Source organism: Atlantibacter hermannii (assembly GCF_009907385.1).
Taxonomy (GTDB): Bacteria; Pseudomonadota; Gammaproteobacteria; order Enterobacterales; family Enterobacteriaceae; genus Atlantibacter; species Atlantibacter hermannii_A.
The window spans coordinates 1-24,668 of the sequence record NZ_JAAATR010000033.1 but is presented as its reverse complement, the minus strand read 5'-3'; the positions used below and the strand labels follow the sequence as shown (position 1 = coordinate 24,668).

At 57.2% G+C, this 24,668-nt stretch carries 26 protein-coding genes; 13 read left to right on the top strand and 13 right to left on the bottom strand.

The window, feature by feature from the left end; all coding sequences use genetic code 11:
• Positions 1–54: 54 nt before the first annotated feature.
• The 3 genes from rsmF (at position 55) to GV764_RS09665 (ending at position 2,144) form a co-directional block, all read left to right on the top strand.
• Positions 55–1,491 (top strand): 16S rRNA (cytosine(1407)-C(5))-methyltransferase RsmF, encoded by a 1,437-nt coding sequence (gene rsmF, locus GV764_RS09675; protein WP_161659975.1) that lies wholly within the window; start codon positions 55–57, stop codon positions 1,489–1,491.
• Positions 1,492–1,605: 114 nt separating this feature from the next.
• Positions 1,606–1,845: a YebV family protein gene (locus GV764_RS09670; protein ID WP_125291932.1), complete on the top strand. Its 240-nt coding sequence runs from the start codon at positions 1,606–1,608 to the stop codon at positions 1,843–1,845.
• Positions 1,846–1,952: 107 nt separating this feature from the next.
• Positions 1,953–2,144 carry a YdfD/YebW family protein gene (locus tag GV764_RS09665; RefSeq protein WP_125291931.1) on the top strand — a complete coding sequence of 64 codons (192 nt, stop codon included), beginning with the start codon at positions 1,953–1,955 and terminating at the stop codon, positions 2,142–2,144.
• On the opposite strand, the gene GV764_RS09660 is transcribed toward GV764_RS09665, so the two are convergent.
• The 4 genes from GV764_RS09660 to yobA form a co-directional block, all read right to left on the bottom strand.
• Positions 2,145–2,789, bottom strand: a complete 645-nt coding sequence (locus GV764_RS09660; protein ID WP_161659974.1) for a metallophosphoesterase — start codon at positions 2,787–2,789, stop codon at positions 2,145–2,147. It lies immediately after the preceding gene.
• Between the two features lie 782 nt (positions 2,790–3,571).
• Positions 3,572–3,910, bottom strand: a complete 339-nt coding sequence (locus GV764_RS09655; protein WP_161659973.1) for a YebY family protein — start codon at positions 3,908–3,910, stop codon at positions 3,572–3,574.
• Positions 3,911–3,935: 25 nt separating this feature from the next.
• Positions 3,936–4,811: a copper homeostasis membrane protein CopD gene (gene copD, locus GV764_RS09650; protein ID WP_161659972.1), complete on the bottom strand. Its 876-nt coding sequence runs from the start codon at positions 4,809–4,811 to the stop codon at positions 3,936–3,938.
• 1 nt (position 4,812) lies between these two features.
• On the bottom strand, positions 4,813–5,187 hold the full coding sequence (gene yobA / locus GV764_RS09645; protein WP_161659971.1) for a CopC domain-containing protein YobA: 375 nt from the start codon (positions 5,185–5,187) through the stop codon (positions 4,813–4,815).
• Positions 5,188–5,337: 150 nt separating this feature from the next.
• Between yobA and GV764_RS09640 the strand changes: the two genes are divergently transcribed.
• The 3 genes from GV764_RS09640 to exoX all read left to right on the top strand — a co-directional run bounded on the left by GV764_RS09640 (position 5,338) and on the right by exoX (position 7,101).
• Positions 5,338–5,568, top strand: coding sequence for a DNA polymerase III subunit theta (locus tag GV764_RS09640; RefSeq protein WP_161659970.1), 231 nt, complete (start codon positions 5,338–5,340; stop codon positions 5,566–5,568).
• A gap of 115 nt (positions 5,569–5,683) precedes the next feature.
• Positions 5,684–6,421 (top strand): carbon-nitrogen hydrolase family protein, encoded by a 738-nt coding sequence (locus GV764_RS09635; protein ID WP_161659969.1) that lies wholly within the window; start codon positions 5,684–5,686, stop codon positions 6,419–6,421.
• Between the two features lie 11 nt (positions 6,422–6,432).
• On the top strand, positions 6,433–7,101 hold the full coding sequence (exoX, locus tag GV764_RS09630) for an exodeoxyribonuclease X (protein ID WP_161659968.1): 669 nt from the start codon (positions 6,433–6,435) through the stop codon (positions 7,099–7,101).
• On the opposite strand, the gene ptrB is transcribed toward exoX, so the two are convergent.
• From ptrB to GV764_RS09610, 4 genes are all read right to left on the bottom strand, one after another.
• On the bottom strand, positions 7,098–9,158 hold the full coding sequence (gene ptrB, locus GV764_RS09625; protein ID WP_161659967.1) for an oligopeptidase B: 2,061 nt from the start codon (positions 9,156–9,158) through the stop codon (positions 7,098–7,100). The genes exoX and ptrB overlap by 4 nt on opposite strands.
• A gap of 82 nt (positions 9,159–9,240) precedes the next feature.
• Positions 9,241–9,897, bottom strand: coding sequence for a DUF533 domain-containing protein (locus GV764_RS09620; protein ID WP_161659966.1), 657 nt, complete (start codon positions 9,895–9,897; stop codon positions 9,241–9,243).
• A gap of 115 nt (positions 9,898–10,012) precedes the next feature.
• Entirely contained in the window at positions 10,013–10,354 is a 342-nt protein-coding gene (yebF, locus tag GV764_RS09615) for a protein YebF (RefSeq protein WP_161659965.1), read from the bottom strand.
• A 105-nt stretch (positions 10,355–10,459) separates the two neighbouring features.
• The gene (locus tag GV764_RS09610; RefSeq protein ID WP_161660209.1) at positions 10,460–10,777 is read right to left on the bottom strand and encodes a YebG family protein; all 318 of its coding nucleotides are present in this window, start codon (positions 10,775–10,777) and stop codon (positions 10,460–10,462) included.
• A 130-nt stretch (positions 10,778–10,907) separates the two neighbouring features.
• Between GV764_RS09610 and purT the strand changes: the two genes are divergently transcribed.
• Positions 10,908–12,086, top strand: a complete 1,179-nt coding sequence (gene purT, locus GV764_RS09605; RefSeq protein WP_161659964.1) for a formate-dependent phosphoribosylglycinamide formyltransferase — start codon at positions 10,908–10,910, stop codon at positions 12,084–12,086.
• A gap of 46 nt (positions 12,087–12,132) precedes the next feature.
• Here purT and GV764_RS09600 read toward each other — a convergent pair whose 3' ends face one another.
• From GV764_RS09600 to zwf, 3 genes are all read right to left on the bottom strand, one after another.
• Entirely contained in the window at positions 12,133–12,774 is a 642-nt protein-coding gene (locus GV764_RS09600) for a bifunctional 4-hydroxy-2-oxoglutarate aldolase/2-dehydro-3-deoxy-phosphogluconate aldolase (protein WP_161659963.1), read from the bottom strand.
• A 39-nt stretch (positions 12,775–12,813) separates the two neighbouring features.
• Positions 12,814–14,625: a phosphogluconate dehydratase gene (edd, locus tag GV764_RS09595; RefSeq protein ID WP_161659962.1), complete on the bottom strand. Its 1,812-nt coding sequence runs from the start codon at positions 14,623–14,625 to the stop codon at positions 12,814–12,816.
• Positions 14,626–14,850: 225 nt separating this feature from the next.
• On the bottom strand, positions 14,851–16,326 hold the full coding sequence (gene zwf / locus GV764_RS09590; RefSeq protein ID WP_125291918.1) for a glucose-6-phosphate dehydrogenase: 1,476 nt from the start codon (positions 16,324–16,326) through the stop codon (positions 14,851–14,853).
• 346 nt (positions 16,327–16,672) lie between these two features.
• Here zwf and GV764_RS09585 point away from each other — a divergent pair, with 346 nt between their 5' ends.
• The 6 genes from GV764_RS09585 (at position 16,673) to GV764_RS09560 (ending at position 23,289) form a co-directional block, all read left to right on the top strand.
• Positions 16,673–17,539, top strand: coding sequence for a MurR/RpiR family transcriptional regulator (locus GV764_RS09585; RefSeq protein ID WP_161659961.1), 867 nt, complete (start codon positions 16,673–16,675; stop codon positions 17,537–17,539).
• Positions 17,540–17,669: 130 nt separating this feature from the next.
• On the top strand, positions 17,670–19,112 hold the full coding sequence (pyk, locus tag GV764_RS09580) for a pyruvate kinase (RefSeq protein ID WP_161659960.1): 1,443 nt from the start codon (positions 17,670–17,672) through the stop codon (positions 19,110–19,112).
• Positions 19,113–19,440: 328 nt separating this feature from the next.
• Positions 19,441–20,985: a PTS sugar transporter subunit IIA gene (locus tag GV764_RS09575; RefSeq protein ID WP_161659959.1), complete on the top strand. Its 1,545-nt coding sequence runs from the start codon at positions 19,441–19,443 to the stop codon at positions 20,983–20,985.
• Between the two features lie 27 nt (positions 20,986–21,012).
• Positions 21,013–22,032 carry a PTS fructose transporter subunit IIC gene (locus GV764_RS09570; protein ID WP_161659958.1) on the top strand — a complete coding sequence of 340 codons (1,020 nt, stop codon included), beginning with the start codon at positions 21,013–21,015 and terminating at the stop codon, positions 22,030–22,032.
• 16 nt (positions 22,033–22,048) lie between these two features.
• Positions 22,049–22,903 carry a helix-turn-helix domain-containing protein gene (locus GV764_RS09565; protein WP_161659957.1) on the top strand — a complete coding sequence of 285 codons (855 nt, stop codon included), beginning with the start codon at positions 22,049–22,051 and terminating at the stop codon, positions 22,901–22,903.
• The gene (locus GV764_RS09560; RefSeq protein ID WP_161659956.1) at positions 22,903–23,289 is read left to right on the top strand and encodes a PTS fructose transporter subunit IIB; all 387 of its coding nucleotides are present in this window, start codon (positions 22,903–22,905) and stop codon (positions 23,287–23,289) included. The genes GV764_RS09565 and GV764_RS09560 overlap by 1 nt, the downstream gene beginning before the upstream one ends.
• On the opposite strand, the gene GV764_RS09555 is transcribed toward GV764_RS09560, so the two are convergent.
• Both GV764_RS09555 and GV764_RS09550 read right to left on the bottom strand, forming a co-directional pair.
• Positions 23,276–24,019 (bottom strand): phosphatase, encoded by a 744-nt coding sequence (locus GV764_RS09555; protein WP_161659955.1) that lies wholly within the window; start codon positions 24,017–24,019, stop codon positions 23,276–23,278. The genes GV764_RS09560 and GV764_RS09555 overlap by 14 nt on opposite strands.
• A 48-nt stretch (positions 24,020–24,067) precedes the next feature.
• On the bottom strand, positions 24,068–24,668 hold a 601-nt coding region (locus tag GV764_RS09550), incomplete at its 5' end, for a transketolase-like TK C-terminal-containing protein (protein WP_328515163.1).

Here is a 24,668-nt window from a genome sequence, read left to right as displayed (position 1 = left end):
CCGGGGCAGTTATGCTACACTGCGCGCCCTTAATTTTACCCGTGGGGCCCGGCTGTGGCGCAAATCCGTTCCGTTTATCTTCCCGATGAATTTCTTTCCGTGATGCGTGAAGCAATGCCCGCCGCGCTGTCCATGGAGGGCTTTATCGCGTCCTGCCAGCGCCCGCTGCGCCGCAGTATCCGCGTCAACACCCTGAAAATCAGCGTCAGCGATTTCCTGGCGTTAGTTGCGCCCTACGACTGGCAACTCAGCCCGATACCCTGGTGCGAAGAAGGATTCTGGATCGAACGCGATGAAGAAGCGCTGCCGCTGGGCAGCACCGCCGAACATCTTAGCGGTCTGTTTTACATACAGGAGGCCAGCTCGATGCTGCCGGTGGCCGCGCTGTTCGCCGATAACGCAGAGATAACCCGGGTGATGGACGTCGCCGCCGCGCCGGGTTCGAAAACCACCCAAATCGCGGCGCGGATGGCGAATCAGGGCGCGATCCTCGCCAATGAATACGCCGCCAGCCGGGTAAAAGTCCTGGCGGCGAACATCAGCCGCTGCGGCATTCAGAACGTGGCGCTGACCCACTTCGATGGCCGGGTGTTCGGCGCCGCGCTGCCGGAATGTTTCGACGCCATCCTGCTTGACGCCCCCTGCTCCGGCGAAGGCGTGGTGCGCAAAGATCCCGATGCCCTGCGTAACTGGTCCGTCGCCAGCAATCTGGAGATCGCCGCCACCCAGCGCGAGCTGATTGACAGCGCGTTTCACGCCCTGCGCCCCGGCGGCACGCTGGTTTACTCCACCTGCACCCTCAACCGCGAAGAGAATGCGCAGGTGTGCCAGTGGTTGCTGGCGCGCTATCCTGATGCGGTATGCGTAGAGCCCCTGGGCGAGCTGTTCAACGGCGCACAGCAGGCGCTCACCGAAGAAGGTTTTCTGCACGTGTTCCCGCAGATTTTCAATTGCGAAGGCTTCTTTGTGGCGCGCCTGCGTAAAACCGCCGCTGTCCCGCCCCTCGACGCGCCGGGCTATAAAAACGGTAAATTCCCCTTCACGCTGATGAAACCCAAAGAGGCGCAGGAAGTCGTCCGTGCGGCCGCCAGCGTAGGGCTTAGCTGGGATGCGCATCTACACTTATGGCTGCGCGATAAAGAAATTTGGCTGTTCCCGGCAGAAATCGAGCCGCTGATTGGCCAGGTGCGATTCTCGCGCATCGGCCTGAAACTGGCGGAAACCTTCAACAAAGGCTTCCGCTGGCAGCACGAGGCGGTGATCGCCCTTGGGGACGTTGATACTCATGGATTCGCGTTAACCGCCGGGCAAGCCCAGGAGTGGTATCGCGGCCGGGATGTCTATCCGCAAACCGCGCCGCAGGCGAATGAAGTGATTGTGACGTATCAGGATCAACCGCTGGGTCTGGCGAAAAAAATCGGCTCGCGCTTAAAGAACAGTTATCCGCGCGAACTGGTGCGCGATGGCAAGCTGTTTGCTGACGAGATTTAATTCGCCCAAAAAATAATCGCGATAAACTTGCGCTTTTGCTGTTCCTTGTCCAGGCTAAAAAATGGCGACTTTACTGGTCGTACCACCTGCACTGTAATGATGATGGAGAGCATTATGACTAAGACCAGCGTTAAAATCGGCACCTTTGAAATCGATGATGCGGAGCTGAGCGGCGAGCAGCCGGGCGAGCGTACCTTAACGATCCCGTGTAAATCTGACCCGGATCTGTGTATGCAGCTTGATGCATGGGATGCGGAAACCAGTATTCCGGCGGTACTTAACGGTGAACACTCTGTCCTTTATCGTAAACACTATGACGAAAATTCCGATGCCTGGGTGATGCGTTTTGCCTGATCCCGACATGAGCCCGTCGCCTGAGACGGGTTATTCTTCCCCGTTTGGTTTGCCCTTCGCGCCCTGTCCCCTACAATTACTCTAAACCTTCTGACATTGGGGATGCGATGTTCGCACTGGTTTTATTTATTTGTTATCTGGACGGTGGCTGTAACGATATCGTCATTGACGTTTTTAATACTGAACAACAATGTATGCGCGCGATGGATGAACAACGGCTGCGGCACGGCGGCTGTTTCCCGGTAGAAGATTTTATCGATGGCTTCTGGACCCCGGCTCAGGAGTACAGCGATTTTTAACTACTGGACCCGCAGTAAGGTCAACCGGTTGCCGAAAACGGCGCCGGTGTCGATGTAGTGCAAATTCCCGCAGTCGAGGCAGTCATTTAACGGCGTATGCCCGAAGTAAAATGCATCCGCGCCGCTGATAGACTCATCCCGTCCTTTGATACACCGCGATAACCGCTCGCGGCTCCAGAGCACCGGCGTGCGCTTCACCGGCTGCTGCCAGGCATAGCGATCGGCGGGATAATCCGCGTGGGCGACCACGACGGTCTGTTCCGCACACTGCAATTCAATGATCAGTGGGAAATCGCGCAGCCGCAGCAGTTGCTCTTCAACACGCTTGCGCGCCGCGCTGTTGAGCGTGGTAAACCAGTTGCCGCCGTTGAGATACCACAATGCGTAATCCCCCGACTCCAGCGCGTCCAGCGCCATGGCCTCGTGGTTGCCCAACACGCAGCGGAACCAGCGCCGCTCGGTTAACGCCAGGCAGCCGGGGCTGTTATCCCCGCGGTCGATAAGATCGCCAACACCAATCACCAAATCCTGCCACGGGTCGAAATGCGCCTCGCGTAACGCCCGGGCAAACTGTCGCAGACAGCCGTGCAAATCGCCCACGATGTAGATGGCTCGCCATTCACTGGCGTCGATTCGTTGATACATATCTCCTCCTGTGAACAGCTAAAGTATAGTGTGCGACACACATTGCAGCCTGACAGGACGTACTGGCGCAGGGAGGCAAAGAAATCAGCGGCAAAAAATACACTTTTCTATACGTTTTTGACGATTACAGGAATCAATTGGCGTTCATCGGGTGATGAACGACGCGCAGACATAAAAAAACCTGCATTATGCAGGCTTTTTTATGTCCCTTCCGGCGCTTATCTCCGGCGCTCATGGTGATGGCGTTAGCTCTGTAAGGGATGAACCGCACAATAGCTGATAGGATTATTCCGATCAAGTTACGGCTAAATGAAGATTATTGTTATTTGATCCAGATTCCAGAAAATCGTCACAGGACAACACGCTGACAGCGAATTGAAACTTATTGGTATCATCTGGCTTACAGATTCTTAAAGACGGCAAAAAAGCTCTGGACGCTGCCGGGGTTGTCTGTGGTATGGTTTAAGGCGTTCACAGGCAGCGACATTAGCCATGGATAAAGGCGCAGTCGCAACTTGCTTATGAATCATAGGGATAAAAAAAGACCGAATACGATTCCTGTATTCGGTCCAGGGAAATGGCTCTTGGGAGAGAGCCGTGCGCTAAAAGTTGGCATTAATGCAGGCTGAAATCGCCTTGCCCTTTAAGAATAGATTACGATGTCAGGTTTTCCAGTCCGCGACAAAAGTGGTCCAAAAAAATTCCTCACGTAACGTAATCACTTAATAAAAAACCGCAGCCCGTGTTTCACGGTACTGCGGTTTTTTTATGCCCGTTAACGCTTAACAGAGCGTTCTGGCTTTCTCGATAAACGGCGCCAGGCTCTTTTTCTCGCCAGGCTTCGCCGGGTCGTCTACCTGTATCACGCTGATGGACTGGCCCGTGGTTTTCCCGGCTTTAACCTGCGCCATGGCTTCGTCATTGATCGGATATTGCATCAGGGTGGCAGGATTAATCACAAACAGCGCGTTGCCCGGACGGCAGGTGAGCATGACTTCTTCGCGGTTAAACGCCCAGTTGTCTTTGCCCATCTCGAAACGACTTACCGTAATAATCTGCGGCGCAGCGGCGGCCGATCCCGCGCACGCCAGTAATAGCAGTGAAAGTACTGTTTTTTTCATCGTAAACTCGCAAACATAATCACGGTTAAACAGGCTCCCAGGTTGCGAACAGGCTGACGCAGGCCACCACCAGTAAGCTTAATATCCATTCCACTTTCGTCAGGGTAATAAACTGACGTTGCGCCACGCCCGCGCTCTGGCTGAAGCGCGGCACCAGCGCATAGCGGTTGTACACGGCAATCGCCACCATCATCGCCACCAGCGCGGCCTTTACCCACAGCATGATGAGATAACGCGTGTCGACAGGCCAGGGGATCCCGGCAATCAGCAGCGTATTGACGATCCCCGTCACGATCGCCAGCGCGACCGCCAGATGACCGTAGCGCGAAAAACGCATCATGGCGAGGATTGCGCTCTCCCGCCAGCGCGGTTTGCGCGCCAGCCGCATACAGGCCAGTAACGGCAGTAAGCCGCCCATCCACCACGCGGCGGAAAGCAGATGAATGGCGTGGTTGAATTGCTGGAACGCGCCGCGCGCGCCTTCCGCCATCACCGCATGCCCTACCCCAGCCAGCAGCACCACCTGCCCCATCAGGAGCACCATCAGCAGCGCGCCAACGCGATAAGGTTTAAGCAGAAGCACTACCAGCGAGATTACGCTGAGCACGATCTGCCACAACCACACGCCGCCAAACTGGGTGGTTAACACCGCCTGCCAGATAGCCGGTGAAACGACGTCTGCCCAGCCGCCTGCCATCATTCCGCCCTGAATGGCGAGCATCAATGTCGTACTGACGAGGTTGGCGACCAACGCCATGCGCCACAACCGCCAGACGCGGCGCGCCAGTACCGGCTTAAACGCATCAGGGGCCAGCCAACAGGTGCTGATCGCACACCCCAGCGCCAGAATCAACGCGGCGAAATGAATAAACCGCAGCGTAACCCAGGTGGCAACCAGCATGTTATTTCACGCTAAAATGGTAGCTGCCTTTGGTTTTGTGGCCATCGACGGAAACCACATGCCAGTCGACCTGATACTGCCCGGCAGGCAGCGGCGCGTTGAGCGGCACAATCAGCTGTTTATTATCATCCGCCGCCAGTTTGGCTTTGCCGGTTTCCCGTTTTTGTTTCTCCGGGCCGGTCAGGGTGATGCCGCTGAATGCCGGTTCGATTCCTTCAGAGAAATTCAGGGTCAGGGCCTGAGGCGCAGACTCCATCACGGCATCCGCCGCCGGGTATTGATGTTTAAGATGCGCATGAGCCCAGACGGCGGGCGCGGCGAACAGTGAAGCGGTAACGGTCAGAGTACAAAGAAGACGGGATGCGGTGAATGCCATATAAATCATTCCTTTTCGTTATGACTGTGGCGCAAAGAATAACCCCGGTAACTCTTCAAGTCGAGTCAGCATGGCACACAACGACACAGAAACGCTTGTCATCCGAACGATGAGCAAGTACCTTTCCGCCAGTCACTACAGGAGTCATTTATGAAGCACAATCTTGCCCAACTTCCTCAGGACGAAATGGACAAAGTGAACGTCGATCTGGCCGCCGCGGGCGTGGCGTTTAAAGAGCGCTACAACATGCCGATCATTGCGGAGGCCGTTGAACGCGAGCAGCCAGAAGCGTTGCGCGGCTACTTTCGCGAGCGCCTGATTGCGCATCGACTGGCCTCAGTGAATTTATCGCGCTTGCCCTGGGAACCAAAAGCAAAATAAGCCTTACGGTCCGTTACGCTTCCTTACAATGAAAATGCTAATCTGTTTGCGCTAATCACTATATTCTCTGATCCATTGCGCTAAATATAGCGATTTCATCTACAAGGAAGCCAATATGCCAACATGGAATGTTGCCGCCGCGCAATACGCGCCACGTCCTGATGACGTAGCCGCGAATGTTTCTCATCATCTGTCGTTTATCGCCACCGCCGCCCGCGAGCAAATCGACGTTTTACTGTTCCCCGAGTTTTCCCTTACCGGTTTTCACTCCCCTGATTCATGCCTGGTCAGCCCTGATTCATTACTGTTCACCCCCATCAGTCTGGCGGCACAGCGGCATAAGATGATGATTATTGCCGGTCTGTCCCTGCCCGCGCCCGGAGGGATGATCTCTGCAGGATTGATTTTCCTTCCCGACGGGACGCGGCAGCTCTGTCTGCAAAACACGGCACAGGATATTGATGAAATCAGTGGATTACCGGTACTGCAGGATAAAATCATTGGCACCGGTTCGCAGCGCATCGCCCTTGCGGTAAACCGTTCACAGCCTGCGGATCTCTGGGCCCAGAAAGAGGCCAGCCTGTATATGTGCGGGCGGTTTATCTCCGAGCTATCATGGACTGCTGAAGTGGTCGATATGCAGTACTGCGCCTTTGAAAATCATATCGCGGTATTACAGGTGAACCACGCCATTGCGCCGGATAATCAAACCGCCGTAGGCCGTAGCGCCTGCTGGGATGAGCAGGGCCAGTTGATTGTGCGCGCCGAAGCCGGTGAACTGCTGGTGGTGGCCCGCCGCAAAGACAATGGTTGGCACGGCGAGGTCATTCCATTACGCTGGCGCTTTGGTTAAGAGAGTTTGACATGCTGCGAGTGATCGATACGGAAACCTGCGGGTTACAGGGCGGAGTGGTGGAAATCGCTTCGGTGGATATTATTGACGGCCAAATCGTTAATCCGATGAGCGACCTGGTGCGTCCGGATCGTCCTATCAGCCATCAGGCCATGGCTATCCATCGAATTACCGAAGCCATGGTGGCCGATAAACCGGAGCTGGAAGTGGTGTTACCCAGCTACCTCGGCAGCCCGTTTTACGTGGCGCATAACGCCGATTTTGACAGCCGGATGCTGCCCGACATGGGCGGCGAGTGGATTTGCACCATGAAGATGGCGCGCCGCCTGTGGAACTGGCCGGGCATCAAATACAGCAACATGGGATTGTACAAAGCGCGCAGCTTACAGGTCGAGACGCCGCCTGATCTGCACCATCACCGCGCACTGTATGATTGCTATATTACCGCCGCGCTTTTGCTGGATATTATGCAGCAAACCCACTGGACGCCAGAAGAGATGGTCACCATTACCGGTCGCCCGACCCTGATGACCGCCTTTACGTTCGGCAAATACCGCGGCGAAGCCTTCAGCGATATCGCGCAGCGCGATCCCGGCTATCTGCGCTGGATGCTTAAGAACATTAAAGAGATGACCCCACAGCTGCGCCTGACGCTGAAACACTACCTCGGGGAGGATTAATGCCCCGCTTTCGCCCCCAGCGTCCCCTGGGTCAGGCCGATTAAAAAGGCAAATTCCAGCGCCACGCCTTCGTAAGATTTGAATCGGCCCGATTTCCCGCCGTGTCCGGAGTCCATTTCGGTACACAGTAGCAGCAGGCTGTCATCAGTCTTGTATTCCCGCAGTTTAGCGACCCATTTTGCCGGCTCCCAGTACTGCACCTGGGAATCATGCAGGCCGGTGGTGACCAGCAAATGCGGGTATTGTTGACGCGTAACCTGGTCGTAGGGGCTGTAGCTCTTCATATAGTGGTAATAGGTTTCGTCCTGCGGATTGCCCCACTCTTCAAACTCCCCGGTGGTGAGCGGTATCGACTCATCCAGCATGGTGGTGACCACATCAACGAATGGCACCTGCGCGACCACACCGTTAAACAGTTCCGGACGCATATTAATGACCGCCCCCATCAACATTCCGCCGGCACTTCCGCCCATACCGAACAGATAGCGCGGATCGCCATAGCCCTGTTTAAGCAGCGATTCGCAGACGTCGATATAGTCGTTAAAGGTGTTTTTCTTGTGCAGGAATTTCCCCGCCTCATACCACATCTGGCCCAGTTCGCCGCCGCCGCGGACATGGGCGATAGCGTACACAAAGCCACGATCCAACAGGCTCAGGCGGCTGGAGCTGAAATCAGCATCCATACTGCTGCCGTAAGAGCCGTAGCCATAAACCAGCAGCGGGTTCGCGCCGCGCTGGAAATATTTTTTGTGATACACCAGCGAAACCGGCACCTCCACGCCGTCGCGCGCCTTGATCCAGACGTGTTCACTGCGGTAATTGGCGGAATCAAAGCCGTCAATTTCCGTCTGTTTCAGCACCCGCCGCTCGCCGGTATCCATATCCAGTTCGAACAGGGTATCCGGCGTGGTCATGGAAGAGTAGCCGTACCGCAGCCTGGCGGTTTCTGGCTCAGGATTGTAGGCAAGCCAGGTCACATAGGCCGGATCGTCAAAGGCAATGCCGGTCACTTCGCGCGTTTTGCGGTTGATTTGCCGCAGGCTGGTCAATCCGCGCTGGCGCTCCTCAACCACCAGCCAGTCGGTGAACAGCGTGAAGCCCTCCAGCATGATGTGCTCGCGCGCGGGGATCAGCGTTTCCCATTTTTGCTCGTTGCGTACCGTGCTGCGATACAGCCCGAAGTTTTTACCGTCGCGATTAGAACGCATATAAAAACGGTGCTGGTAGTGATCCACCGAATATTCGTGATCTTTGCGCCGCTTCAGGAAACAGCTGGGCTCGGCATCCGCCAGCTCCGCGTCCAGCAGCCACACCTCGCTGGTGGTGGCGCTGGAAAGAAAAATAGTGATGAAATGTTGGGACGTCGTTTTGTACAGGCTGACGTAAAAGGTTTCATCACGCTCTTCGTAGATCAATTCATCTTCGCTGGCGGGCGACCCCACGGTATGCCGCCACACCTGATACGGCAGCAGCGTTTTGGCGTGCTTTTTAACGTAATAGAGGGTGCGGGAATCGTTAGCCCATGCCACCTCAGGCGCGACATGTTCAATCAGTTCCGGATACCAGTTGCCGGTCTCCAGGTTGCGAAAGCGCAGACCATACTGACGGCGCGACAGATAATCTTCCGCCAGCACCATCGTGGTGTTATCCGGGGTGACGGCCAGCGCGCCCAGGGTGTAAAACTCGCTGTGCGACGCGCGCTGGTTGGCATCCAGTAGCACGTCCCAGTCATCCCACTCCGAGGACAGCACCGACTGGCGCTGGTAAACGGGGTACTCGCAGCCGACGTCATAGACCTGACGATAGCGGTAGCCGTTCTTAACGTAAGGGGCAGACGCATCGCGCTGCGGTATGCGCGCAATCATCTCTTTGAGGAGCTGTTCCTCCAGCGCCTGCTGGCTCGCCATGACCCGTCGCCCGTAATCGTTCTCTTTATGGAGATAATCGAGAACGTCGGGATCGGACCGGTCATCATCGCGCAGCCAGAAATAGTTATCGGTGCGCGTGTCGCCATGCAGGGTCATGGTGTGGGGTATTACTTTGGCTTTAGGTGGCATAACGCTCAACTTTCAGGTTAACACCCTTATAAGGTTGGCAAAAACCCCGCGCGTTGCAAGCGTAACGCCACCAAACCAGGCGTTATCCTGGTGAAACCTCCCGTTTGCTGACCGCGATATCACGCTCCACGTCGGTGCGGACATCTTCCGGGATCCCCAACGCATCCCCAAGCGCGTTCAGGTAACTGCGCTCCATAAAGTGATCGGGATTGATGGCGGCGCAGCTCAGGAAATAAAGTTCCAGCGCCTCTTCTTCATTCTGGATGCCGTCAGCAAGACGCGCCGGATCGAGGGGCAATTCGAGCGCCTGTTCCACCAGCGCGCGCCCTTCGTTTTCGATACCGGCGTCGCGCAGATGCTGGTCGATGGCCTGGCGCTCCGCATCGTCAATGTGCCCGTCGCTTTTGGCCGCAAACACCAGCGCGAGGATTAACCGCTCGGCGCGCTTATCAATCGGCGATGCCTGTTGACCATATTGCGGTTCGCCCTGATGGGCGGCGCGGATGCGATCTTTGTACTTGTTCCACAATACGGTTCCGGCCACCGCTCCGCCGCCCGCCAGCAGCGCGCCGCCACCGTATTTCGCCAGCAGCTTACGTGAGGATTTATTCGCCACCAGCAGTCCCGCCAGGCCGCCCAGCGCACCGGGGCTGAGCAGTTTAGATAGCCCCTGCCCCTGCGATAACCCTTTACCCTGTTCACCCAGCATTGTCTGGAGATGTTTAAGCCAGTTCGCCATATGCGCTCCCACAGTGAAAGTCCGTGTTGTGAGCGTAAGCGAGGGGATGTCAAGAAGTGTGGAGACAGGCTAAGGAAAGGAAAATAATCGGCAAGGGCAATGCCCTTGCACGCGATTAATGACGGTATTCCGCCGTCTGTTTTTTGCAGTCGACCTGCACGGTGTAATGAATGTCGGCGCGCATGCCTCGCACCGTCAGGGGGACGGTCCATTCATCATCGCCGCCTTTGACGGCTTCCGGGTTAACCCAGGCAACCGGATCGGCCTGGCCGAGTTTCTCCTGATCGTCCGCCCAGCGCGCAATACGGTTCTGCAGATAGTCGCGTTTCACGCTGGCTGAGATGCCTTTGGCATCCAGTCCTTCACAGCCGGTAAATTTCACACTGCGCGATTCCTGGGGCGCGGCATGCAGCCCCACAGAAAATAGCGCGATAAGCGCCAGTAGCCCTTTTTTCATCAGATGCCCTCCGTTGTGAATACCACAGAAAGCCTGGTACAAAACAACCGAAGCGCAAGGGGTTAGCCGGCGCGCGCGGGTGAAAACCCTGCTGAATCGACGGGTTTACGCCGCTTTCGGCTTACGCCCGCTGGCGATCGCTTCCACCTTCGGCCCGGCGTCCGGCTTTACGTCCGCTGTACCTTGCTGCGGCATTTGCCCGGTGCGCAGCACCTGCGCCAGGGTATCTTTATGTTCAGCCAGCCACAGTGACAGCGGCTCAAGCTGGGTTTCCTCAAGGTTAACCGGCGCGCTTTGCAGCCAGGACTCAAGGGTCTGCGCTAAGTCGAGCATCTTATCGTATGCGTCGGCTTCTTTTTTGTTGGCAAAAGACATTTTCTCTTTCCCTTCCCTGACCACAACGTAGTGAATTTCAACAGCCATCATGATGCCTCTTTAACTGGATATGCATACAGTATATCAGGACGGAAAAGAAAAATCAAAATGTCGCACCTGCCCGCGCAATCGTTTTCGTATATACTGGCCGCCTCATTTTTGGTGCAGGAATCTCGTTATGTTGACAGTAGGAACCGCGCTTCGTCCGGCAGCCACCCGCGTGATGCTGCTCGGCTCAGGGGAATTGGGTAAGGAAGTGGCGATTGAGTGCCAGAGGCTCGGTATTGAAGTGATTGCCGTAGACCGATATCCCGACGCCCCGGCGATGCACGTCGCCCACCGCAGCTACGTCATTAATATGCTGGACGGCGCGGCGTTAAAGACGCTGGTCGAGCAGGAAAAACCCGATTTTATCGTGCCGGAAATCGAAGCCATCGCGACCGACGCGCTGATTGAACTGGAACAGCACGGCCAGCGCGTGGTGCCCTGCGCCCGCGCCACCCAACTCACCATGAACCGCGAGGGCATCCGTCGGCTGGCGGCAGAAGAACTGGGCCTGCCGACATCGGCCTACCGCTTTGCCGACAGCGAAAGCGATTTCCTGGCGGCGGTGGATGAAATCGGCCTGCCGTGCATTGTGAAGCCGGTGATGAGTTCATCCGGCAAAGGCCAGAGCTTTATTCGCCAGCGCGAGCAACTGGCGGACGCATGGCAGTATGCCCAACAGGGCGGCCGCGCCGGCGCAGGCAAAGTGATCGTCGAAGGCGTGGTCAATTTCGATTTTGAAATCACTTTACTGACGGTAAGCGCCGTAGACGGCGTGCATTTTTGCGCCCCGGTGGGCCATCGTCAGCAAGACGGCGACTATCGTGAATCCTGGCAACCGCAGCAAATGAGCGAGCTGGCGCTGCAGCGCGCCCGGCAGGTCGCGGAAAAAGTGGTGCTGGCGCTGGGCGGCTATGGCCTGTTTGGGGTTGAACTGTTTGTCTGCGGCGATGAGGTGGTGTTCAGCGAAGTGTCGCCCCGCCCGCACGATACCGGGATGGTGACGCTGATTAGCCAGGATCTGTCAGAATTCGCCCTGCATGTGCGCGCGTTTTTAGGCTTGCCCGTGGGCGGCATTCGTCAATACGGCCCCGCCGCTTCGGCGGTGATCCTGCCGCAGCTGACCAGCGATAACGTGCGTTTCAGCAATATTGATGCCGCCGTGGGCGCCGGGGTGCAGGTACGGTTATTCGGCAAGCCGGATATTCAGGGCGCGCGCCGTCTGGGCGTGGCACTGGCCTGCGCTGAAGATATTGAAACCGCCATTGATCGCGCGAAAGCCGCGGCGTCGGCGGTGCAGGTGGAAGGCTAAAACAAAAAAGGCAGGCTTGCGCCTGCCTTCACTTCACGTCAGGCAATTACTGCTGCGCGCCTTCTACCGCTTCGCGCGCCAGTCTGGTGATGCGATCCCAGTCGCCCGCTTCCATCGCGTCTGCCGGCACCAGCCAGGAGCCGCCGATGCACAGCACGCTTTTCAGCGCCAGGTAATCGCGATAGTTCGCTGGCGTGATGCCGCCGGTCGGGCAGAAACGCACCTGAGAGAACGGGCCCGCAATGGCCTGCAGCGCTTTGGTGCCGCCGTTGGCTTCCGCCGGGAAGAATTTGAACTCTTTCAGGCCGTAGTCCATACCCAGCATCAGCTCAGATACGGTGCTGATGCCCGGGATCAACGGGATAGAACCTTCGGTTGCCGCTTTCAGCAACGGTTCGGTCAGACCCGGGCTGATGGCGAACTGCGCGCCCGCGTCGGTCACTTCTGCCAGTTGGGCAGCATTGATAACGGTGCCCGCGCCGATGATCGCGTCCGGCACGTCTTTGGCGATGGCGCGGATAGCGTCCATGGCGCACGGAGTACGCAGGGTCACTTCCAGCACGCGCACGCCGCCTGCGATCAGCGCTTTCGCCAGCGGTACGGCATGTTCCAGTTTGTTAATCACAATTACCGGTACAACCGGACCGGATTTCAGGATCTGTTCAGCACTTGTTTTCCAGCTTTTCATCAGAGCATCTCTCTCGCCATAGTGAATTCAGTGAAGCCTTTAAAAACGAATACAGGTTGCGCCCTGCTCGGCGCCGGACAAATTCTCACGCAGCGCGCCGAACATCTCACGGCCGGTGCCCACGCGTTGCGGGCTAAGATCCGGCTGGAACGGCGCGCGTTGGGCCAGTTCCGCCTCATCGACTAACAGCGTTAACTCGCCCGTCTGTCCGTTTACGCGGATCAGGTCGCCGTTGCGTACTTTCGCCAGCAAGCCGCCGTCGTAAGCTTCTGGGGTGACGTGGATGGCCGAAGGTACTTTGCCTGACGCGCCGGAGAGGCGGCCATCGGTCACTAACGCAATTTTGAAACGGCGGTCCAATAATACACCAAGCGGAGGCATAAGTTTATGTAATTCTGGCATCCCGTTCGCTTTTGGCCCCTGATGGCGCACAACCACCACGCAATCTTTATCCAGCAGGCCCGCTTCAAACGCCGGTAACACGTCATGCTGGCTTTCAAATACCACCGCAGGCGCTTCGATAATCTGGTATTCCTGCGGAACGGCGGAGGTTTTCATCACCGCGCGGCCCAGATTGCCGCTCAGCACTTTGGTGCCGCCGTGAGCGGAGAACGGATTGTCGATGCTGGCGATCACGTCATTATCCAGCGACGCCGACGCGCCCTCGCGCCACTGCAATTCGCCGTTGTTTAGCCAGGGTTCGAGGGTGTAACGATGCAGACCGTGGCCCACCACGGTTTCTACGTCTTCATGCAACAGGCCGCCTTTCAGCAGTTCACGCATCAGCACCGGCACGCCGCCCGCCGCCTGGAAGTGGTTGATGTCCGCCGGGCCGTTAGGGTACAGACGCGCCAGCAGCGGCACCACGGCGGAGAGATCGGAGAAGTCATCCCAGTTAATGATAATGCCCGCCGCGCGCGCCATCGCCACCAGGTGCATGGTGTGGTTAGTGGAGCCGCCGGTCGCCAGCAGCGCGACGATGCCGTTCACCACCACTTTTTCGTCGATCATTTTGCCAAGCGGCATCCAGCTGTTGCCGTTGCCGGTAAGGCGCGTCACCTGACGCGCCGCCGCAGCGGTCAGCGCTTCACGCAGTGGCGCATCCGGCTGAACGAAGGAGGAGCCCGGCAGCTGCATGCCCATAAATTCCACCACCATCTGGTTGGTGTTGGCAGTGCCATAGAAGGTACAGGTGCCCGGCGCGTGATAGGACGCCGCTTCCGACTCCAGCAGCGCCATGCGGTCGACCTTACCTTCAGCATAGAGCTGGCGAATGCGCACTTTTTCTTTATTCGGCAAACCGCTCGCCATCGGGCCTGACGGCACAAATACCGACGGCAGGTGCCCGAACGACAGCGCCGCCATCGCCAGGCCAGGAACGATTTTATCGCACACGCCGAGGAACAGCGCGCCGTCGAACATGTTATGAGACAGACCCACTGCCGCAGACATGGCAATCACTTCGCGGCTCAGCAGGGAAAGTTCCATGCCGTCCTGCCCCTGCGTCACGCCGTCGCACATCGCCGGAACGCCGCCAGCCACCTGGCCGACGGCATTGACCGAATGCAGCGCTTTGCGGATTTGGTCCGGGTAGGTTTCGTAAGGCTGATGGGCGGAAAGCATGTCGTTGTAAGACGTTATGATACCGATGTTGTTACGCAGCATGCTTTTTAGCGCGGCTTTATCTTCCGGCTGGCAGGCGGCAAAACCGTGGGCCAGGTTACCGCAGGCCAGTTCGGCGCGGTGGACGGTTTTGGCCTTCGCCGCCTCAATGCGCGCGAGGTAGGCTTCGCGGGTGGCTTTCGAGCGCGCAATAATGCGATTTGTTACCCGTAACATTTCCTGATTCATAACGGTCCTCATAAATTATTTGCATAGGGGGCCTGAATTATTCACTTTTCCGTTACGGCTAATTAACGGCAAACAGGCCCGGCAAGGGCATAATCGTTTCAGTCAGTGTAAATAAAAAAGCCCCGTGGGTGAATCCACACGGGGCTTTAAAATGCAAAAAAATATAAACCTGATGCCGCAGATCATGTTACCGGTAAAATAACCCTTAAGGATAAGCGATCCCGGTTATTCAAACTCGTTCCATGAACGACCATCACGGGTGATCATCGCCACCGAGGCAACCGGGCCCCAGGTGCCCGCCTGATACGGTTTCGGCGCGTCGTTATCCGCCGCCCAGGCTTCGGTGATGGAATCGACCCACTTCCAGGCCTCTTCGACTTCATCGCGACGCACGAACAGAGCCTGGATACCCCGCATGGTTTCCAGCAGCAGGCGCTCGTAGGCGTCCGCCAGATGCGATTCGTTAAAGGTCTCGGAATAGCTCAGGTCCAGCTTGGTGGTTTGCAGGTTGTGCTTGTGATCCAGGCCCGGCACTTTATTGAGGATCTGGATATCCACGCCCTCATCCGGTTGCAGGCGGATGGTCAGTTTGTTCTGCGGCAGATCCTGCCAGGAGTCTTTAAACAGGTTCAGCGCCGGGTTTTTAAAGTACACCACCACTTCTGAACATTTGGTCGGCAGACGCTTGCCGGTACGCAGATAGAACGGCACGCCCGCCCAGCGCCAGTTGTCGATATCCACGCGGATCGCCACGAAGGTCTCGGTGCTGCTCGACTTGTTCGCGCCCTCTTCTTCCAGATAACCCGGCACTTTCTGCCCCTGGGCGAAGCCTGCGGTGTACTGGCCGCGCACGGTTTTTTCGCGTACGTTGCTACGGTCGATGCGGCGCAGGGACTGCAGCACTTTGACTTTTTCATCGCGGATATGGTCAGCGGTGAGGTCGGACGGCGGCGACATGGCAATCATGCACAGAATTTGCAGCAGGTGGTTCTGGATCATATCGCGCATCTGGCCCGCCTGGTCGAAATAACCCCAGCGTCCTTCAATGCCCACCTCTTCCGCCACGGTGATTTCCACGTGATCGATGGTGCGATTATCCCAGTTATTGGCGAACAGGGAGTTGGCGAAGCGCAGCGCCAGCAGGTTGAGTACCGTTTCTTTCCCCAGATAGTGGTCGATACGGTAGACCTGGCACTCTTCAAAGTACTCGCCGACCTGATCGTTAATTTCCCGGGAGGTTTCCAGCGAGGTGCCAAGCGGTTTTTCCATCACCACGCGCGCCGGTTTGGCGTTGAGTTTGGCCTCCCCCAGCCCTTTGCAGATGGCGCCAAAGGTGCTCGGCGGCATGGCGAAGTAGTTAATGGTGACGCGGTTTTTCTGGTCAAGCAACTTGCCGAGACGGGTGAATGCGGCAGTATCATTGACGTCAAGATTGCAGAAATCGAGACGGCTGCTGAGTTTGTCCCACAACCCTTCGTTGATCTTCTCTTTCATGAAGGTTTCTAACGCTTCACGCACGATACCGGTGTAGGTTTCTTTATCCCACTCCGCGCGGCCAACCCCAAGAATGCGGGTATCCGGATGGATTTGGCCTGCTTTTTCCAGCTGGTACAGGGAAGGCAGCAGTTTCCGACGCGCCAGATCGCCTTTTGCGCCGAAAATGACCAGGTCACATGCCTGGGCTGTTTGCGTTACCGCCATGTCATTCTCCTCGTTTGAATGATCCTGGTTCTGAGCCAGGTTATCTGTAATTTTCTTACACCGCACTCTACTGCTTTTAACCGGTTTCTGAAACCTTTGCTGTGGCAACGTCGCTATACCGGGAGTCGCGGCGTGATATTTTCCGTATGGTGCCTGCATCCTGACCCGTTTTTACGCAATGAAACCGCTTAACAAAATCAGACACGGATCAAGATATGAAAAAAAACAACGACATTTTTGGTCATTTGTCTCTTCCCGTAACGGCTCAGGCGTATATTCTTGCTAATTCGCTTTCCGGTTTCATCACTTTTAGAAATCGCTTTTTTCCATGAGTTAATGATAAATCATGAATATGCTGGAAAAAATCCAGTCGCAACTGGAACAATTAAGCAAATCCGAACGCAAAGTCGCTGAAGTGATCCTCACCTCTCCCGCGCGGGCCATTCACCTCAGTATCGCCCGGCTGGCAAACACCGCTGGCGTCAGCGAGCCGACGGTCAACCGTTTCTGCCGTAGCCTTGATACCAAAGGTTTCCCCGATTTTAAACTCCACCTGGCGCAAAGTCTGGCGAACGGCACCCCGTACGTAAACCGCAACGTGGATGAAGACGACAGCGTCGAAGCCTACACCGGTAAAATCTTCGAGTCGGCAATGGCGAGCCTGGATCATGTGCGGCAATCGCTGGATATGAACGCGGTCAATCGCGCCGTGGATCTGCTCACCCAGGCAAAACGCATCGCCTTTTTCGGGCTCGGTTCATCGGCGGCGGTGGCGCACGACGCCATGAATAAATTTTTCCGTTTTAACGTGCCGGTGATCTATTCCGATGACATCGTGGTACAGCGCATGAGCTGTATGAATTGTAGCGCTGACGATGTCGTGGTGCTGATTTCTCACACCGGTCGCACCAAAAATCTCGTGGAACTGGCGCAGCTGGCCCGTGAAAACGATGCCATGGTTTTAGCGATTACCTCTGCCGGCACGCCGCTGGCCCGGGAAGCGACACTTGCATTATTGCTGGATGTTCCAGAAGATACCGATATTTATATGCCAATGGTCTCCCGTTTGGCCCAGCTTACGCTGATTGACGTGCTTGCAACCGGTTTCACGTTGCGGCGCGGGGCGAAATTCAGGGATAACTTGAAGCGAGTCAAAGAAGCGTTGAAGGAATCGCGGTTTGATAAGGAACTGTACGTTCCTGACAATAAATAGCGGTATTTCGATAACAAAGCTGTACTTATAAAACCATTCGGTTAAGGTTTTGGCTGCGCCAGCTGGCGTGCCCACCTGCCGAGTTTATGTTCACGCAACACCAAAGTTGTTTCAGTCAACGGAGTATTACATGTCCAGACGGCTTCGCAGAACCAAAATCGTTACCACGTTAGGCCCGGCAACGGATCGTGATAATAATCTGGAAAAGGTTATTACCGCAGGCGCTAACGTCGTACGAATGAATTTCTCCCACGGCACTCCTGAAGACCACAAATTACGTGCAGACAAAGTCCGCGAGATCGCGGCCAAACTGGGTCGTCACGTCGCTATCCTGGGTGACCTCCAGGGCCCGAAAATCCGGGTATCGACCTTCAAAGAAGGTAAAGTATTTCTCAATATCGGCGACAAATTCCTGCTCGACGCCAACCTGGGTAAAGGTGAAGGCGATAAAGAAAAAGTCGGTATCGATTATAAAGGCCTGCCCGCTGACGTGGTGCCGGGCGACATTCTGCTGCTCGACGACGGCCGCGTGCAGTTAAAAGTCCTGGAAGTTCAGGGCATGAAAGTGTTTACCGAAGTTACCGTTGGCGGCCCGCTGTCCAACAACAAAGGCATCAACAAACTCGGCGGCGGCCTGTCGGCAGAAGCGCTGACCGAAAAAGACAAAGCCGATATCCTCACCGCCGCGCAGATCGGCGTGGATTATCTGGCAGTCTCCTTCCCGCGCTGCGGCGAAGACCTGAACTACGCACGCCGCCTGGCGCGTGACGCAGGCTGCAACGCCAAAATCGTCGCCAAAGTGGAACGTGCCGAAGCGGTATGCGATCTGGACGCGATGGACGACATCATCAACGCCTCTGACGTGGTGATGGTTGCCCGTGGCGACCTCGGCGTTGAAATCGGCGATCCGGAACTGGTGGGTATCCAGAAAACCCTGATCCGCCGCGCCCGCAAGCTGAACCGCGCGGTGATCACGGCGACGCAGATGATGGAGTCGATGATCACTAACCCCATGCCGACCCGTGCGGAAGTGATGGACGTGGCAAACGCCGTGCTGGACGGTACTGATGCGGTGATGCTGTCTGCGGAAACCGCTGCGGGCCAGTACCCGGCAGAAACCGTTGCGGCCATGGCGCGCGTCTGCCTCGGCGCAGAAAAGATCCCCAGCATCAACGTCTCCAAGCACCGTCTCGATGTGCAGTTCGATAATGTCGAAGAAGCCATCGCCATGTCCGCCATGTACGCCGCAAACCACCTGAAAGGCGTGACCGCCATCCTGACCATGACCGAGTCGGGCCGTACCGCGCTGATGACTTCGCGCATCAGTTCCGGCCTGCCGATTTTCGCCATGTCCCGTCATGAGCACACTCTGAACCTGACGGCGCTGTACCGCGGCGTTACCCCGGTGTACTTCGACAGCGCAAACGAAGGTGTGGCGGCAGCGCACGACGCGGTGACCCTGCTGCGCGACAAAGGTTATCTGGTCTCCGGCGATCTGGTGATCGTTACCCAGGGCGACGTGATGGGCACCATCGGCAGCACCAACACCACCCGCATCCTGACGGTTGAATAAGTAATCCGTTCACTCAACGTAAGGGCTTCCTGAAAAGGAAGCCCTTTTCATTTCAGCGCGTTACGTTTGCATCTTCCCGCTGCACTTAAAATTTGTGACCTGTATCGCAAATTCTCTTCCTGTCGCGCCCGCTAAAACCCCGTAAAAACAACGTGCTGTGATTATCCAGTCCGCGACATGAATATGACAAATGTCACAAATTCACAATCAGGTCACTTTTTTTAAGAAAAGGTCTCTTTTTTGCTATACAAAGGCCGGGCGTAACCGTGAAAGATATAAGCAATACGACTATCCGCGCCGCCGTGGCGGGCTTCTGGAGTGAACGACGATGGAGATAACCTGGCAATGCGAACTGAGCGAGGGCATTCACGCCAGGCCTGCCGGGCATATCGCGCGCTTGTGTAATGCGTTTCAGTCGGAGATCCACTGGCTTAACACCCGCTCCGGCCTGTGCGGCAGCGCCAAAAGCGCACTGTCGCTGGTCGCGACCGACACCCTGGCTGGCGATGGCTGCCGGATAACGCTTCACGGACCCGACGCCGGGGCCGCCGCCGCGCAGTTGGTGGCGCTGCTGAAAAATCTGCCTTTCCTGGTAATTGCCCAGACCCCGGGCAGCGAACCCGCAACTGGCGCTCTTCCCCGCTGCTTGCAGGAGTTGAATCCCGATTACCTTCAGGGCACCCGCGTTTGTTCCGGTATCGCCATCGCCAGGCCCGTTATTATGCAGGGGCTGACATTTGAAACGCTGGCCGCGCGTAATCCCGGCACTGTCGGCTCGCCGCAAGATGAAAAGCAGCGGCTGGCGGAGGGGCTGGAGACGCTGCGGCTCGCCCTGGAATCGGAGCTCGGCGCGACGGAAGGCATTGAACATGATCTGACGGAAGCGCATCTTGCGTACATCTCCGATCGCGCGTTTCAGGAGGCGATAGCGGGCTATCTCGATAAAGGAATGAATTCATGGGCCGCCGTGATTGCCGCGGCGCTGGATTTTAGCGCCGTGTTCAAGCGCTCCTCCAGCCACTATATCCAGGAACGAACGCTGGATATTCTGGATATCGCCACCCGGCTGCTTTGCGCGCTCTATGGCGCGCCATCGCTCCGCCAGCCGCATCTGGCGCTCACCCGGCCATCGATCCTGTTCGCTACCACGCTGACGCCCAGCCAGTTTATCGCTATCGATAAACGGCATCTGGCGGGGCTGGTGCTGTCTTCAACCGGTAAAACTTCGCATACGGCGATTCTGGCGCGTTCACTGGGCATCCCGACGCTGGCCGACATTGACTTTTCAGCGATTGATTTTTCCGCGCCGCGCGACATGGTGCTGGACGGCGAGCCGGGGATTTTGGTGACCCGCGTCGATGAAAAAATCCTTCGCTACTATCGCCACGAGGCACAGCTCCTGCGGCAAACGCGCCTGCCGCTCACCGATTGCGCGTTGATGGTGCCTGAGGTGATTCAGTGGGGGCTGGACGCCCGGGATAAAAACGAAGTGATTAAAAAGATGGTGGATAATTTGTGGCTACTCCAGCGCACCGACGCGCGTGACGCGCTGTGTCAGGACATCTGGGCCCGGGAAGTGCCCTTCCCCACCGTCGTCGGCTCCGGATTCGCCATCCCCCATGCCCAGACCGACGCCATTAACGCCTCCACCATCAGCGTCGCCACGCTCAGCCAGCCGGTGGCCTGGGGCGGCGTGCAGGTGAATACGGTGTTTATGCTGACCATCAGCCGGTCCGCCGCGCGTAACGCGCACATGAAGTACTTTTCCTCCCTGGCGCGGATGCTGATGGATGATGAATTCGTTGAGCAGATCCAGCGGGCCGCGACGCCCGCCGCGCTGTACCACCTGCTCTGCAACGCGCTGGCGCTCTAGCGCGCCCATACCGGTAACGAGGCGGAAATGTTAAAACAATTAAAAAATACCAGACGACATTTTATGACCGGCGTGTCATACATGATCCCCTTTGTGGTGGCGGGGGGCGTGCTGCTGGCGCTGGCGGTGATGTTTAACGACCATGCGGCGATCCCGGACAGCGGATTCCTGAAAGCGATGTCGCAAATCGGCCTGGCCGGGCTGACGCTGTTTATCCCGATCCTCGCCGGGTTTATCGCGTGGTCGATGGTGGATAAACCCGGCCTCGCCCCCGGCGCGATTGGCGGGCTGATGGCTTATCAGATGGGGGCCGGTTTTCTAGGCGGCATGCTGGCCGGTATCTTTGCCGGGCTGGTTGTCTGGCTGCTGTTAAGCCTGATCGCCCGGTTAAACGTGCCGGGATTTCTGCGCATGATGCTGCCAATTTTTATTATCCCGCTGGTGGGGACGTTTATCACCGGGATGGCGGTTTATTACATTATCGGCGACCCGGTAGCCGGGCTGATGAAATGGCTGAGCGCGTGGCTCGGCAATATGCAGGGGGCGTCGTTTATTATTCTCGGCACCATTCTCGGCTGCATGATCGCCGTCGATATGGGCGGGCCGCTGAATAAAACCGCCTTTTTTTTCGCCGTCGCCCTGATCTCCACCAATCCGCAACTGATGGCGGCGGTGGCCGCCGCCGACTGCACCCCGCCGCTGGGGCTGGCGCTGGCGACCTTTTTATTCAAAGGCATTTTTAACGATGTTGAGCGCGAAGCCGGGAAACCGGCGGTGATCATGGGCGTAATGGGTATTACCGAGGGGGCGATCCCGTTTGCCGCCGCCGACCCGGTACGGGTGATCCCGGCGATCATGACCGGCAGCGCGGTGGCGGCGGTGCTGTCGCTGTGGTTCGGGGCCACCAACGCCGCGCCCTGGGGCGGACTTATCGTACTGCCGGTGGTTGGCAATCATGTCGGCTATATCGTGTCGGTGATCGCCGGCACCGTCACCACGGCGCTGATGGTGAAGGTGCTGAAAACCGTGATCAAACCGCAAGCGTAACGGGAGCAGACCGATAATGGCCGCCTTTATCCAGTCGATTTTAAGCGAGTTCAGTAGCCAGGGCTCTGCCACGGAAAGCGTGCTGGTCGCCAGCGGCAACGCGCAGCCGCCCGCGATGGCCTACCATCTGCACGTCCCGCGCATTGAGCTGGTGGTAAAAGGCGCGCTGACAATGCTGCTGCCCAGCGGTAGCGATCGGGTGATTAAATGCACCCGGCCCGTGGGCGCCGTCACCTATATCCCTGCCAACAGCTGGAATTTGCCGCAGTGGGAAAGCCCGGTGATCTGCATGTCGATTGTATTCTGGAAGCAGGACGTCGGGTTCAGCATCAGCAACTGGGACGGTACGCGCTTCAAAGAGGTGGAAAAATTTAACCTGCAAAATTCCAGCAGCACGGTGCGCGACCGGTTGCTGGAACTGGCGGAATCGCTGGCCTGGGCGCAGGATCGCACCGGCGAAACTTTCGCGCATATCGTCTATGCGCTGCTTAACGATCTGCTGTACCAGATCACCGAGGGGATGAACAATCACAAAGGCACGTTCACGCTGCTGGATGAGATCAAAAGCCATCTCGACAGCCATTACCATATGGAGATAAACCGGGAGAGCGTCGCGGAAACCTTTAATATTTCTCCCGGCTATCTGTCGCGGCTGTTTTCCCGCGAATCAGACATCAAATTCAACGAGTACCTGAAGTTAGTCCGGCTCTCACGCTCAAAGACGCTGTTGACCACGACCAACCTGAAAATTAACGAGATCTCCGGGAAATGCGGTTTCACCGATACCAACTATTTCTGCAAGGTGTTCCGGGACAGTAATGACTGTACGCCGCTTGAATACCGGCGTAAGAACAAGGGAGCTAGCCAATAATGGCCCGAATGATAAAAGAAGACGTGCAGCCCTTCTCCAGCGATCGCAACCTGCATATTGTGGCCGTCACCGCCTGCGCCACCGGCGTGGCCCATACCTATATGGCCGCCGAGCAGTTGGAAAAGCTGGCTAAAGCCTACCGTTTCTCGATCAAGATTGAGACCCAGGGCGTACTGGGGCTGAAAAACCCGATCGACGAGAAAGACATTATCAACACCGAACTGGTGGTGATCGCCTCGGATATCACCATCGATAACCCGTCGCGCTTTGCAGGGTGCCGGGTGTTGAACGTGTGTATCAACACGCTGCTGCTCAAGCCGACAGAGGTGATTGCCGCGATCCGCAAGTCGCTGAACCTGCCGCGCGGCACCGTTATCGACCTGTAAGCGCGTCAATCTCCGCAATCCGTTCCCCGCCGTGCTGTTCGAGAAACGCCAGCACGCGCCGCGGTGAGGCGTTGAGAATTTGCGCCTCGGGAAAATCGATCTCCTCCAGCAGATGCCGGCAGGCGCTAAAGTCGCCCAGGGTAAACGCGCTATGGGAATCCGAGCCGAGCGCGATCATCCCGCCGCTGTCGCGCACCGCCGCCACTATCTTCCGGCAGTTTGCCTCACTCCCCTTTCTTGAATGGACAAACGACGCGTTATTGACCTCCAGCGCCACGTTATGCGCTTTCGCCGCCGCGACCACCGCCGGGATATCGACAGGATACTCCGGATTGCCCGGATGACTGATGATATGCACCTTGCCGCTGGCGATCACCGCGATCAGCGCATCGGTATGGGTCACCACATCGGCAGGGGCAAAAACCTGCTTGTGAAACCCGGCGATGACCAGATCCAGCGCGGCGCGCATTTTGTCGCTACAGTCGGTTTCGCCGTTGGCTTTGATATTGGCCTCAATGCCGCGCAAAATCCCCACGCCGTCCACCACGCGCGGCAAAATACGCTGGTTGGTAAAGTGAAAGGTATGCGGCGCATCCACCATGTCAGGGCCGTGATCGGTAATGGCGATAAGCTGAAGATTTTTACGCGCGGCGGCGGCAATATACTCCTGCACTGTGCTGTAGGCGTGCGTGCTGGCGACGGTATGCATATGAAGATCGACGCGGTACATAGTGGCTCCTTCGGGGGTTACGCGGCCCCGCTGCGGGGGCCGTCAGGGTCAGGCCAGCAGCGCGGTTGACTGCTGGATAATGGTGTCAACGGTAATGCCGAATTCCTGATACAGCTGTTCCGCAGGCGCGGATTCGCCGTAGCGGCGCATGCCGATAATCGCGCCGTTAAGGCCGACGTATTTGTACCAGTAGTCGGTGATCCCGGCTTCAATCGCCACCCGCGCGGTGACCGCGTTCGGCAACACCGATTCGCGCCAGGCGGCGTCCTGCCGGTCGAAGGCGTCGGTAGACGGCATCGAGACCACCCGCACCTTCACGCCCTGCCCGATCAACTGTTCCCAGGCCGCTACCGCCAGCTCCACTTCTGAGCCGGTGGCGATCAGGATCAACTGCGGCTGACCGTCGCAGTCCCGCAGCACATACCCGCCGCGAGCGATATCCTGGATCTGCTGCCAGGTGCGTTCATGCTGCATGAGATTCTGGCGCGAAAAAATCAGCGCGGTCGGGCCGTCCTGACGCTCAACACCGTATTTCCACGCCACCGCGGATTCCACCTGATCGCAAGGCCGCCAGGTGCTGAGATTCGGCGTCAGGCGCAGGGAGGCAATCTGCTCCACAGGCTGGTGGGTCGGGCCGTCTTCGCCCAGA

Excerpts from the sequence above, each read along its gene's own strand:
- GV764_RS09670 (WP_125291932.1), top strand. The coding sequence starts at position 1,606 with ATGACTAAGACCAGCGTTAAAATCGGCACCTTTGAAATCGATGATGCG.
- GV764_RS09665 (WP_125291931.1), top strand. The coding sequence starts at position 1,953 with ATGTTCGCACTGGTTTTATTTATTTGTTATCTGGACGGTGGCTGTAAC.
- GV764_RS09660 (WP_161659974.1), bottom strand. The coding sequence starts at position 2,789 with ATGTATCAACGAATCGACGCCAGTGAATGGCGAGCCATCTACATCGTG.
- GV764_RS09655 (WP_161659973.1), bottom strand. The coding sequence starts at position 3,910 with ATGAAAAAAACAGTACTTTCACTGCTATTACTGGCGTGCGCGGGATCG.
- copD (WP_161659972.1), bottom strand. The coding sequence starts at position 4,811 with ATGCTGGTTGCCACCTGGGTTACGCTGCGGTTTATTCATTTCGCCGCG.
- yobA (WP_161659971.1), bottom strand. The coding sequence starts at position 5,187 with ATGGCATTCACCGCATCCCGTCTTCTTTGTACTCTGACCGTTACCGCT.
- GV764_RS09640 (WP_161659970.1), top strand. The coding sequence starts at position 5,338 with ATGAAGCACAATCTTGCCCAACTTCCTCAGGACGAAATGGACAAAGTG.
- GV764_RS09635 (WP_161659969.1), top strand. The coding sequence starts at position 5,684 with ATGCCAACATGGAATGTTGCCGCCGCGCAATACGCGCCACGTCCTGAT.
- exoX (WP_161659968.1), top strand. The coding sequence starts at position 6,433 with ATGCTGCGAGTGATCGATACGGAAACCTGCGGGTTACAGGGCGGAGTG.
- ptrB (WP_161659967.1), bottom strand. The coding sequence starts at position 9,158 with ATGCCACCTAAAGCCAAAGTAATACCCCACACCATGACCCTGCATGGC.
- GV764_RS09620 (WP_161659966.1), bottom strand. The coding sequence starts at position 9,897 with ATGGCGAACTGGCTTAAACATCTCCAGACAATGCTGGGTGAACAGGGT.
- yebF (WP_161659965.1), bottom strand. The coding sequence starts at position 10,354 with ATGAAAAAAGGGCTACTGGCGCTTATCGCGCTATTTTCTGTGGGGCTG.
- GV764_RS09610 (WP_161660209.1), bottom strand. The coding sequence starts at position 10,777 with ATGGCTGTTGAAATTCACTACGTTGTGGTCAGGGAAGGGAAAGAGAAA.
- purT (WP_161659964.1), top strand. The coding sequence starts at position 10,908 with ATGTTGACAGTAGGAACCGCGCTTCGTCCGGCAGCCACCCGCGTGATG.
- GV764_RS09600 (WP_161659963.1), bottom strand. The coding sequence starts at position 12,774 with ATGAAAAGCTGGAAAACAAGTGCTGAACAGATCCTGAAATCCGGTCCG.
- edd (WP_161659962.1), bottom strand. The coding sequence starts at position 14,625 with ATGAATCAGGAAATGTTACGGGTAACAAATCGCATTATTGCGCGCTCG.
- zwf (WP_125291918.1), bottom strand. The coding sequence starts at position 16,326 with ATGGCGGTAACGCAAACAGCCCAGGCATGTGACCTGGTCATTTTCGGC.
- GV764_RS09585 (WP_161659961.1), top strand. The coding sequence starts at position 16,673 with ATGAATATGCTGGAAAAAATCCAGTCGCAACTGGAACAATTAAGCAAA.
- pyk (WP_161659960.1), top strand. The coding sequence starts at position 17,670 with ATGTCCAGACGGCTTCGCAGAACCAAAATCGTTACCACGTTAGGCCCG.
- GV764_RS09575 (WP_161659959.1), top strand. The coding sequence starts at position 19,441 with ATGGAGATAACCTGGCAATGCGAACTGAGCGAGGGCATTCACGCCAGG.
- GV764_RS09570 (WP_161659958.1), top strand. The coding sequence starts at position 21,013 with ATGTTAAAACAATTAAAAAATACCAGACGACATTTTATGACCGGCGTG.
- GV764_RS09565 (WP_161659957.1), top strand. The coding sequence starts at position 22,049 with ATGGCCGCCTTTATCCAGTCGATTTTAAGCGAGTTCAGTAGCCAGGGC.
- GV764_RS09560 (WP_161659956.1), top strand. The coding sequence starts at position 22,903 with ATGGCCCGAATGATAAAAGAAGACGTGCAGCCCTTCTCCAGCGATCGC.
- GV764_RS09555 (WP_161659955.1), bottom strand. The coding sequence starts at position 24,019 with ATGTACCGCGTCGATCTTCATATGCATACCGTCGCCAGCACGCACGCC.